Raw genomic sequence first — 10,142 nt, 5'->3', positions numbered from 1 at the left:
TTCCGAATGTCCCTCCATTGGTTCAACCCTCCGGTCTACGTTCGGACTGACCGTCCGGGCATTCGCTTCGGGGTTAGCCACGTCGAGGGTGCATCTGAGCAGCTCCTGAAGTGGACCAAACGGGGCCCTAAGTGGAAGCAGGCGGTCGAGACCTGCATGGCCGCCATGGAAGGCGACGTGCCCCCTCAGGATGCCCGTAAGGCCTTTGAGGCGGCAGCCAAAGAGGAGAGCATGTTCCTCCCACCTGCTTAGGGTCTCCTGACCGGTCGGTCTTCACTCCATGTCGGGTACGTCGCCGCCGACGAAGAGCGTCATCGGCTCGCCGTATTCGCCCAGAGCGGGGTTGGCTTCGCGTGACCATGCGATGACACCAGCATGTTTCCCCGCCAAGGCCCTTGCGGTCCTTATTGCTCGGTCTTCCGTCTGCTGCTCGGCTGGTTCCGTAGGCTGGCTGGAGGTCCCCGCTCTCATCTCGGTCGAAGGCGGTGACGACGATCAGCTTGGGTGCCTTCGGCTCAGGAAGAATGGTCTGTGACATGCTGGATGCCTTTCCCTGGGCAATGGTTAGTCGGTCTCGCTGTACCACCTTCGGCGGTGCCATCCTCGGCTAAACCCATGGCTCACAGCGGGGGCCGCCAGTGCCAATTCACGCTCCAGGGCAGCGTTGGCGATAAGAAGCGCCTTTACTGCTTCTCTGGCCCCACCACGGGCCGCGATGGCTTCGTCGGCCGCAAGCTCCCAGTCGGCGGCAGGATCAAGTTGCTGTTGCTGCGACCTATTGATTTGGTCGCCCATGGCTATCACCCCAACACCACCGGCGTATCGTCATAGCTGAGCTCCGCCAGCCCCGGATGCCGGTGGGCTATGGCGAGGATCTTGGTTTCGCGCTCACAGTTATAAACCATGAGCGCCTTCACGGTTTCCAGGGGGCTTTCGTAGCGGGCTATCAGCTTCACCGCCTTCGAGTGCAGTTCGACCTTGGCTTCGGCGTCTAGGTGCAGGATGCCCATTGCCGTTCCTCCTAGCGGGAAGCCCGGCGCGGCGCCGAGAGTGCGTCAAGGCGCTCCTGAAGGCGGCCGTTGAGGACGATCAGTTCCTTGAGCGCCTTCATCACATCCCCTTGTGGAGGGCAACGAAGTTGTCGGCGATCTCTTGAAGGGCGGCCTCTTCGCGGCTGTCGAGCGTCACGATGTGGTCCATGGCGATTACTCCAAACGCTTCACGCTCGCATGGAACAAAAAGAGAACATAAATGTCAAGAGCGAATTGACCAGGAGAGGACTGAATTCCTATTTTGGGTTCATGCCTGATACTGGTGGAAGACGTAAGCGCGGCAGCGAATGGAAGCTCAGCAATGCCCACGAGATTGGGCAGCTTGTGCGCGTTCAATGCGGGCTCCGTTCAAGAGGGAAGTGCCAAGTCCATCTTTTTGTGCCGCGCGACGCAGGAGGAACCTCGTATGCAAGATATGTCGGAGTGAGGTCGGCGCCATTGATCCAAATCAATGCCAATGCGGCGGCGTGGGAAGAGTGTTGATCAGATGAGGGTCTCAATGTTACACGAGGCGATTCATTTCCACTCTTCAAGGCGAGTGAATTTAGCTTGGCATGCCCAAAACCAGGCGCCTGCCGAAGCGACGTCCGAGGACGGCTTAGCGTGGCATCTAATGCATGCTGCTCGCTGCAACTGCTTGTGTTGCCGCACGACCTTCCACTCATGCCAGATCAGCACCATGACGATCGCGTCGAAGACGGTCAGGACAAGCAGGCCGAACGAATGGGTGTAGGAATAGCGATACACTTGGTAGAACATGAACGCGCCCAATGCAGCGAGCGAAGCCGGATACGACCACAGCTTGCCTCTCAAAAGCCCGACAACCAAGAACAGCTTTATTAGGCCGTGGCTGAGCAGGTGGAAGGCGTAAAAATGCTCGCCATCTGCGACAAATGGCCTGCAATGAAATCGTTCGGATCTTCGATCAGTTCGTCCTGCGTGAAGGCATTGACCCAAGAGGCAATGGTGTCGGTGCTGACGACATAAAGCAGGAGCCCGCCGACGCATTCGATCAGGGCGTGCGCACCCTTGAGCCAGACCCCAATCTCGAAAATCTGATGGATACGGCGCTCATGGACAGGCTTCACAATCCACCTCGCGAGCAATAACGGAACCAAACAATGGATGCAGCCCTCACGACATCGCAGGGCGAACGTAGGCTAGGATCAGCCATCACTCCATGTCCGTAACCGACAGGAAGGGCGATCCGGCACCATATCGGCAGCAGCAAATTCTCTCTTGGCGTCACCCAACATGCCTTGTACAGAATCTTCCCCTTTGGTGCCCCTCATCCTATCGGGCGGGAAGAGCCAGTTTTATATGCTAAGAGCGCTGCGTGCCTAGACACCCGCTCATCAACAGCGGGAGGTTGCGTTGCGCTGGTTGAGCCGTCGGTCGGTAGAGCAGCAGCCGGCAACTCCCGTTTCCTCGATGCGCAGCTTCTCCGGCCTGATGGCCTCTTACTGGCGATCGAAGAGTTGGCTGGAGGCATGGGGGCTGACATCGGTCATCATCATACTTACAGCGTTGTCGGCTTTGGCCAGTGTCTGGTTTGCAGAGGTGTCGGGCCAGCTCGTCAGCGCGATCGCTCTTCTTCACCGTCCTAAAGACCCTGCGACGCTGAGGACCATCTTGGAAAGTGCCGCAACACTTGCCGCGATTGTGGTCCTCAAGGATGTTGGCTTCATCGCGGTCCGCCACTATTTTTCAACGACGCTGCACCGCAGGTGGCGTGCGTGGCTTGATCGGGGTTTCAATGATGCTCTGCTCGACAGCAACCATACGCACTATCACCTCCAACAGGGCGCGACCCATGCCATACCGCCCAAGATCTCGGTCCCCGACAATATTGATCAGCGTGTCCAGGAATCGATCAAGGGAATGGCCGGCGGTGCCATTGGCGTCGCCATGGGTATCGCAGGGGTGCTACTGTCACTTGTCTTTGTTGGCAGTAAGATCGTCGAAACATCCGCCCCGGTTAATGGACTGCCCTTCTTCGGCGACTATGGCAGCGCCTTCCTGACGCTTGTTGCCGTCGTTGCGTACGTCCCAATTGCAACCTTCGTCGCGACGAAGCTGGGGGCTGTGTTGCAGGTGCTGGACAACACAATGCAGAGGGCCGAGGGCAGTTACCGCGGCGCGCTGAACACGCTTCTCCACAACAGCTTTTACACTGCCGCCGCCTCGGGCGAGATTGCGCAGAAGGGCATCCACAAACGCCGCTATCTCGACATCGATCGCACTTGGGCGAGGCTCAACAAGCTGGTTTCCGGGTATATGGCATTTGAGCTCTTCTATAATTTCCTGGGTACTCGGATTGTTGCCTACGCGCCGGGCCTGTTGCCCTATGTCGACAACGAGATCAGCCTGCAAGTCTACATTACGGGGGCCGAACTGGCGAATGCGCTGATAATTGATTGTTCCTGGTTCATCCATGTTATGCCGGACATATCGACGCTCAAGGCGAATTCAAGTCGCCTGACCGAGCTTGCAAGGGCGATCGAGGATGTGCAGCGGCCGCGCGAGTTCTACGCGCGAACCGGCCACTCCGAACTGCGTTACAGCACGCAGGACCCCAAACTTGGCCTGACCCTCAATAATCTGGAACTGATGCATGAGGGCGATGATGTGCCCTTTATCAGGACCGGCAAGCACCACTTCAAGCCAGGAGAATGGACCTTGCTCGTCGGAGAGTCGGGCAGCGGCAAGTCGTCTCTATTCAAAGCTATCAATCGCCTCTGGCCGCATGGTCGCGGCGCGGCAATTCTGCCCGAGAGCGTGCGAAGCTTGTATGCCGCTCAGGATGTGAACCTACCCCCCATATCCCTCAAGGAACTGATTTGCATGCCTGATCTTGTTGAAGCCCATTCGGATGTTGACGTCGCCGTCGCGCTGACCAAAGCAGGCCTTGCCGAGTTCGCTGGCGACCTCGCCCAGGAGGGGCTCAACGGACATAGCTGGGACCAGCTTCTGTCCGGCGGTCAGAAGCAGAAGATCGTGCTCGCGCGGATACTCCTGCTACAGCCGGGGTTGCTGTTTCTGGATGAGTCGACGAGCGCTCTCGACCCCGACGCTACGGTTGCCTTCCACCAAGCGATCAAGGATGCTTGTCCGAGCGCGACGGTCATCAGCATCATGCATGATGCCACACCTCCAAGATCCTCCACCGGCAAGGGCTTCTACGACAGCGTGGTCACCATCGCAAACGGTACCACTAGAAAGGAGCCGCTTGCGGATACGAAAGGCGGCCCCGTGGGTCCGGCGCGGGTAAAACCGGTGGCCAAGATGGGAGAGCGCGAAGACGTACAGCCGCGGTCCAGCGGCCAGGGATAGCTCTACACCTTTATCGGGTACCCTGCACGCCGATTTCGCAAGGCATCTACCGAGGCGCAACGCAATTGACGGGAATGAGGTTACCCAAGAGGACGTAAGCGCCGTCCCCACGGCGTCCATACCGTTGCGCGCTACTCGGTAGCCTTGCCGTCGAAATGCTCCGACGACAACTCGGCGACCGACTTCTTGCTTTGGACCAGCTGGTCGCGATGATTTGGTGGGCCGTAGATAGTATAGACCTTCAGACTCTTCGCACCCACATTGAAAAGATTGTGGGAGGCGCCTGCGGGCACAAGGATCGCGTCGCCAGTCTTTAACTTGTGGGTGATCCCGTCGATGACAATCTCGCCTTTGCCCTTCTCGACCCGAAAGAACTGGTCGTGGGTCTTGTGCGTTTCCACCCCAATATCCTGTCCGGGCCTTAGCGACATCAGCACCAGTTGCAGATGATGGGCCGTGTAGAGCACCCGCCGGAAATCTCTATTTTTTTCGGCCAAATCTTCGATATTCGCGACGTAGCCCTTCATGTCAGCGACTCCGTAGGTTAAGCTTGGGGCAGCACAACGCCAGCCTTGGAAAGGCTATCACCGCAGTGGCCAGGCATGTTGACTTAGATCAACATGCCGGACACGTCCGACGCTGTCCGCTGCTAGGCGAGCACTATCATCCCCACCATCAAGACGCACATCACCAGTGCGACCCATGGCGATTTCCCGGTTAGGTAGCAGTTAAACCTAGACCGAAAAGCGCTCGTCTAAGCAATTATACCACCTTGGCTAAATGCCGGAGCGCCCGGTAGCTTGGGCGATGAAAATCACTCGCCCGTCATACAGCCCGGCTGTGCTCGCCCTTCCATTCCTGGCTGTCGTTCTGGCGCTGGATGGAACGGCTACGGCGCGACCATTCGATACGGCGGAAGATGCCGCCGCGCTCAACAGACTGATGGCTGCGGCTTGGCATCTCGGCAAGATCGGGAATTGACTCGCTAACCGACTGTCGGAAGCGTACAATTTTCTTTGCCGCTGGCCATAGTTCGGGCGCCTGCGCGTGGACGAGTCGATCGCGCTTTCGCCCATGAGGGGCAATGTCTTTCGACCATCCAATCGACTCCGAGCAGCTCTCAATGCTCGCCAAGGTTCTCAACGACTACTGTACCGAGGCAGGAATTCCCAAAGGCCACCCGGCAAGAGAACATTTCGGGCGGCGGCTCATGGGCCTCTTTCAATCCGGGGTAGATCAGCCGGAAGAGCTAACGTCAAAAATGAATGCTGGCTATGAAGATTGGCTAGGTGAGATCGGCGCTGTCGATCATTCCATACGGCCCAAACTATCGTCCGAAGACCGTCTTGTAGGCGACAATATCTTGCCAGGATCGGATCGCAGAGGCAGACCAGCCGCCCGCAAGAAAAGTGGCGGATAACGACCACTTCCATGTCCGTCAAGACTCATGGGCAAGTTAAGAACCCACGCCTTTCCGGCGATGGACTTGCCGACTACATGAATGCTTCAGAACAGGCCGACGGAGCATTTAATCGCTGTCTCGGCTCTCGCAGATGCCGAAGGCCCGCCCTGGGGGCCCACCTCTGTGACCACTGGCCATGTCGGCTGCCGACGCCCTGCTCCCTCCCCAATCCCGTGCCTGGCATAGGCGCGCCGCGCCCGCGCGGTTCGCTTTGATTGAAATCAAGGACGACTCGCGCATTGCTCATAACGTTATCAAGCAGAAGAGAAAGTTGGAGGAATGGATGATGGACAAAGACAGGGTTATTGGGTCTGCGAAGGTCGTAAAAGGGAAAATAAAGGAAGCCCTTGGCAAGGCGGTCGGTGACGTCAAGTTGGAGTCCGAGGGTAAGGCCGACAAATTCGAAGGCAAGGTCCAGAACGCCGTCGGCGGCATCAAAGACGTCATCAAGGAAAAATAGGCACTATGCTGGCAGCTCTTTAGATCGCCAAATCGATAGAGGTCGCTCTTCATGAACCGTAACATTCTTTATCTGGTAATCGGCGTGCTCGCGGCCGCTGTGGCTGTAGTCGGCTATCAGCTCTACAGAGAACAGCAAACCGGGGTCACAGTGAGTATCGGTAAGGACGGAGTCTCCATAGAAGGCAAGTAGCTAGTTGGTGCGCGCATGGCCATTCGAACAGTGAAAGGCCAGTTAATCGAATTTGTCGGAATAGGCTGAGCGTCGGCAAGGTCCGACCAAAGGGATCAAAAGGAGAAGAACCCATGTCGCTTGGAGCCATACTTATCATCTTGCTTATCATTTTCCTGCTCGGCGGCTTTAGTGGCCGCTTCGGTGGATACGGCTACGGGTTCGGCCACGGCGGCGTTGGTATTCTTGGCGTAATTCTGATCGTCGTCGTCGTCTTGGTTCTCATGGGACGAGTTTGAGCTTATGGGAGAAATACCGCCGCCGCTTCTCAACGAATTTAATACAGGCGCAAGCATAACTCTCTAATCGTTCAAACACACAAAGGGTAACCACCCCCCCGTGGGAGAAGATCATGAACAAGATCATGTCAGGCATACTGGCGGGCACATTGTCAGCTTCGTTTGCGGCTTCCGCCGCCTTGCCGGCCAATGCCATGCAGATGTTCGTACCGCAGGCTCCGTCAGCTTCGAACGACGTCCAGACTGTGGAAGCCCGCAACGATGACCCGCGATGGATACGTCGCCACGGCAACCGACATGTGAACCGCGGTGTTGTACGCAGCGACGGCATGTACTGGAACGGCCACCGCGGCTACCGCGAGTACCGTCGCGGCTATCGCCGGCACGGCGACTTTTGGTTCCCGCTTGCCGCCTTCGCCGCTGGCGCGGTGATTAGCGGCGCGATCATCAACAACCAGAACCGTGTCTACGCAGGCAACGCCCATGTGCAGTGGTGCTACGACCACTACAGGTCGTATCGCGCGTCGGATAATACCTTCCAGCCTTACAACGGCCCGCGTCGGCAGTGCTATTCGCCCTACTGAGATTTTGCCCGCGCCCTTGGAAGCCCCGCTTCGTTTCGCGCGCTTTGAAAGATTTCTGCGCGCGCTTTCTATTGCGGAGGAAATTATGTCATACGAGGAAATTATGTCGTACAAGGATATCATCGTCTATTTGGACGCCAGCGATCTAAACGAGCCCAGGGTCGAGACCGCGATCAAAATAGCCAAGCAACACAGGGCGAAATTGATCGGCGTCGACATCAGCACTGCCGCGGCTTTCGAAGGTGACAAGCGGGAACGGGCGGAAGCCATCCAGGACACGTTTGAGAAGATGGTCCGGAGAGCCGGCCTGGAAGCCGAGTGCCGAGTTGCAGGGAGATCAGCCGAGACCGCACTGGAGCTTTTCTCGCATTGCGCCGATCTCATCGTATCGAGCCAGCCTCATACGGACAGCGCTCATCTTGCGGCGGCAACAGTCCCCAAAGACGTGCTCCTCACAGCAGGCGTGCCGATGCTCATCTTGCCGGTCGGGTGGGAAGCCAAAGAGACTATCGGGCGGAGCATTCTCTTGGCGTGGAATTTCAGCCGGGAATCGACACGCGCTCTCCATGACTCAATGCCGATGCTCGCTAGGGCTGAGCGTGTCACACTTTTCGTCTTCGACGCAGGCTTCGATCCACACAGTTCCGAGGTGCTAGACGTTGTGGCTCACCTCAGGCGTCATGGGATCAAGGTGACCGTCGAAGGATGGCGGGACACCGGAGAGGTCGACGCGATCGACGCAATGTTCGCGAGCCTGGATCGTGAGGAAACCGACTTGATCGTGGCCGGAGCCTACGGGCATTCGCCCCTGTGGGAATCCCTGTTTGGAGGTGTCTCCGAAGAGCTTCTCCATAACATCACGATGCCGGTCGTGATGTCGCACTGACCCGGCGCCGCAATGCACGTTCCATGGTCACGGCGGAAATCATACAAAAGGTGAGCTTCGTCACGCCAAGCAATCAGCAACATTTGCGCCGCTTATGCAGTGCGGTTCGGCAGGTAGTTTGCCAATTCTTCGAGCACGGAGAGGTAGGGGTGGATTGAAAGTACGTGTAAAAATCGGTCACAAGGCTTGGTATGGTGTATGGCGAGGTTCATCGGCGAAGGTTTTCGATGTTGAGTTCACGCCACATCCAGCCGAGATCGTAGGTGGCCATCGGGTCCTGCGGGTTCTGGGAACTTGCGGACCGGTGTTCGAGATATTTGGGCCACTCGGCGACCTTTTCCCGGCCTTTTTTCGTGCGCGCGGCAGCACGCGGTGCGATGTTGCCAAGAATGCCGACCGGCTCATCGAGGATTTCGCGATTTTGCTTGTCGAGCATGGCGTGGACGAGCGGCGTCGCCACCTCGACGGCGTTGGTGCATGGATGCGACAAGCGGCGCAATAGGGTCTTTGATGTCGCGGGCTATGCCCTGCTTTGTGTGCAGCGAACGGACTCCGGGCGTGCACAGGCGAGCATGCGGTTGACAACAGTGCAACCGATGGCAACCTCCTATGCCCTGTACGACAAGATCAGCCGCGAGGATGTTCTGGCGCATGCCTATGCCCAGTGCCGCTCCAACAAGGGCGCACCGGGCGTGGACGGTCAGGACTTCGCGGACATCGAAGCGTATGGGGTCGAGCGGTGGCTCGGCGAACTGGCGCTTGCGCTCAGAAAGGAGACTTACCGACCGGAACCAATCAGACGCGTGTTTATACCGAAGGCCAACGGCAAACTCAGGCCGCTGGGCATCTCGACCGTGCGGGATCGGGTCTGCATGACGGCAGCGATGCTGGTGCTGGAGCCGATCTTCGAAGCCGACCTTCCACCGGAAATCCATGCCTATCGTGCCGGGCGCAATGCCCAACAGGCGGTGATCGAGGTGGAGGAGCTGCTGTTCCGTGGTCATCCGGAAGTGGTGGACGCCGACCTCGCGGACTACTTCGGGAGCATTCCGCATGCCGAACTGATGAAGTCGGTAGCGCGCCGGATCGTTGATCGGCGCGTGCTGCACCTCATCAAGATGTGGCTGGAATGCCCCGTGGAAGAAACCGATGATGGGTGGCGCGAAGACCTACCGCCAAGCGTGGCAGGCAGTTTCCTCCGATGCGGGCGTAGGGCTCACTCCCGCTGTTGAAATAGCTCGAACTCGGCCGACCTCGGCGCCGCTCATGCCTCTCCCCGTACGGACCTGCGCTTGCGAAGGAGGGCTTCGGGCCGTGCGGTTGCATCCTCGCTTCGAAGTCCGGTCTCGCGGCTGGAGCCGAGAGCGGAATGCGTGGCGGCAGCTGTCGGCAAGATGGGGTGCTCCCGCCGTTGTCCCGCCGGCAATAGGCTCAACTACCAACCCACCGGCGGTCGGTTCAAGTGTGGGCTTGTCTCGAAGGTTTGTCAGTATTGTCCGATCGAAAGAACGACGCCTTCGCCACTTCCGTCGCCACGATATAGCCGAGGACGACGGCAAGGACGGCGCCCATCTGGAGCGCCGAGAGCGGCACGAAGCTGAACACCGAACTCAGCGGCCCGAGGAACGGAATGGTGAGGGTCGCAGCGGCCACCACAAGCGTCGACCACAACAACAGCCGGCTGGGGCTGCTGCGAAAGGCAGGCCTGTGGGTTCGCAGCACGAGGACTACCGCGAGTTCGGTCAGGAGCGAAATCATGAACCACGAGGTCTGGAAGGTTGCTTCGCCCGCATGGAACACGAGCAGCAGGATGGCGAAGGTCAGCAGATCGAATACCGAGCTGATCAGGCCGAAGACAATCATGAAGCGCTGAATCTCCTTTATGCTCCAGCGCC

The 10,142-nt window shown here is 58.3% G+C and carries 14 protein-coding genes and 2 pseudogenes; 9 read left to right on the top strand and 7 right to left on the bottom strand.

Going from position 1 to position 10,142, the window contains the following annotated elements; all coding sequences use genetic code 11:
• A partial coding sequence (locus IQ26_RS38140; protein ID WP_240547468.1) for a DUF982 domain-containing protein occupies positions 1-252 on the top strand: 252 nt, incomplete at its 5' end.
• A gap of 21 nt (positions 253-273) precedes the next feature.
• Here IQ26_RS38140 and IQ26_RS38135 read toward each other — a convergent pair.
• From IQ26_RS38135 to IQ26_RS38120, 4 genes and pseudogenes are all read right to left on the bottom strand, one after another.
• Positions 274-538 (bottom strand): annotated as a pseudogene (locus tag IQ26_RS38135) (hypothetical protein).
• 26 nt (positions 539-564) lie between these two features.
• Positions 565-795, bottom strand: coding sequence for a hypothetical protein (locus IQ26_RS38130; RefSeq protein ID WP_145723480.1), 231 nt, complete (start codon positions 793-795; stop codon positions 565-567).
• A 5-nt stretch (positions 796-800) separates the two neighbouring features.
• Positions 801-1,010 (bottom strand): hypothetical protein, encoded by a 210-nt coding sequence (locus IQ26_RS39605; protein ID WP_162458193.1) that lies wholly within the window; start codon positions 1,008-1,010, stop codon positions 801-803.
• A gap of 558 nt (positions 1,011-1,568) precedes the next feature.
• Positions 1,569-2,140: pseudogene (locus tag IQ26_RS38120) on the bottom strand (DUF2127 domain-containing protein).
• A gap of 286 nt (positions 2,141-2,426) precedes the next feature.
• Between IQ26_RS38120 and IQ26_RS38115 the strand changes: the two are divergent.
• Positions 2,427-4,385 (top strand): ABC transporter ATP-binding protein/permease, encoded by a 1,959-nt coding sequence (locus tag IQ26_RS38115; RefSeq protein ID WP_240547467.1) that lies wholly within the window; start codon positions 2,427-2,429, stop codon positions 4,383-4,385.
• 131 nt (positions 4,386-4,516) lie between these two features.
• Here the strand turns inward: IQ26_RS38115 and IQ26_RS38110 are convergent, their stop codons facing one another.
• Positions 4,517-4,912: a cupin domain-containing protein gene (locus IQ26_RS38110; protein WP_145723478.1), complete on the bottom strand. Its 396-nt coding sequence runs from the start codon at positions 4,910-4,912 to the stop codon at positions 4,517-4,519.
• 280 nt (positions 4,913-5,192) lie between these two features.
• Here IQ26_RS38110 and IQ26_RS39380 point away from each other — a divergent pair, with 280 nt between their 5' ends.
• From IQ26_RS39380 to IQ26_RS38085, 6 genes are all read left to right on the top strand, one after another.
• Positions 5,193-5,366: a hypothetical protein gene (locus tag IQ26_RS39380; RefSeq protein WP_156090981.1), complete on the top strand. Its 174-nt coding sequence runs from the start codon at positions 5,193-5,195 to the stop codon at positions 5,364-5,366.
• Positions 5,367-5,469: 103 nt separating this feature from the next.
• Complete coding sequence (locus IQ26_RS38105) at positions 5,470-5,805, top strand: hypothetical protein (protein WP_145723477.1); 336 nt, start codon at positions 5,470-5,472, stop codon at positions 5,803-5,805.
• A gap of 328 nt (positions 5,806-6,133) precedes the next feature.
• Positions 6,134-6,307 carry a CsbD family protein gene (locus IQ26_RS38100; RefSeq protein WP_145723482.1) on the top strand — a complete coding sequence of 58 codons (174 nt, stop codon included), beginning with the start codon at positions 6,134-6,136 and terminating at the stop codon, positions 6,305-6,307.
• Between the two features lie 305 nt (positions 6,308-6,612).
• Positions 6,613-6,777: a DUF3309 family protein gene (locus IQ26_RS38095; protein ID WP_145723476.1), complete on the top strand. Its 165-nt coding sequence runs from the start codon at positions 6,613-6,615 to the stop codon at positions 6,775-6,777.
• A gap of 113 nt (positions 6,778-6,890) precedes the next feature.
• A complete protein-coding gene (locus IQ26_RS38090; protein ID WP_145723475.1) occupies positions 6,891-7,361 on the top strand; it encodes a BA14K family protein in 471 nt (156 codons plus the stop codon).
• A gap of 85 nt (positions 7,362-7,446) precedes the next feature.
• The gene (locus IQ26_RS38085; RefSeq protein WP_240547466.1) at positions 7,447-8,247 is read left to right on the top strand and encodes a universal stress protein; all 801 of its coding nucleotides are present in this window, start codon (positions 7,447-7,449) and stop codon (positions 8,245-8,247) included.
• Between the two features lie 208 nt (positions 8,248-8,455).
• Here the strand turns inward: IQ26_RS38085 and IQ26_RS38080 are convergent, their stop codons facing one another.
• Positions 8,456-8,746 (bottom strand): hypothetical protein, encoded by a 291-nt coding sequence (locus IQ26_RS38080; protein ID WP_240547465.1) that lies wholly within the window; start codon positions 8,744-8,746, stop codon positions 8,456-8,458.
• 97 nt (positions 8,747-8,843) lie between these two features.
• Between IQ26_RS38080 and IQ26_RS38075 the strand changes: the two genes are divergently transcribed.
• Positions 8,844-9,479 carry a reverse transcriptase domain-containing protein gene (locus tag IQ26_RS38075; protein WP_208760309.1) on the top strand — a complete coding sequence of 212 codons (636 nt, stop codon included), beginning with the start codon at positions 8,844-8,846 and terminating at the stop codon, positions 9,477-9,479.
• A gap of 226 nt (positions 9,480-9,705) precedes the next feature.
• On the opposite strand, the gene IQ26_RS38070 is transcribed toward IQ26_RS38075, so the two are convergent.
• Positions 9,706-10,142, bottom strand: a 437-nt coding sequence (locus tag IQ26_RS38070) for a cation transporting ATPase C-terminal domain-containing protein (protein ID WP_240547464.1), incomplete at its 5' end; no start/stop codon positions are given.

It is taken from the genome of Mesorhizobium tianshanense (assembly GCF_007830515.1).
GTDB classification, from domain to species: domain Bacteria; phylum Pseudomonadota; class Alphaproteobacteria; order Rhizobiales; family Rhizobiaceae; genus Mesorhizobium; species Mesorhizobium tianshanense.
The sequence above is the reverse complement of the archived record's forward strand: the minus strand, read 5'-3'. Positions and strand labels throughout refer to the sequence as shown.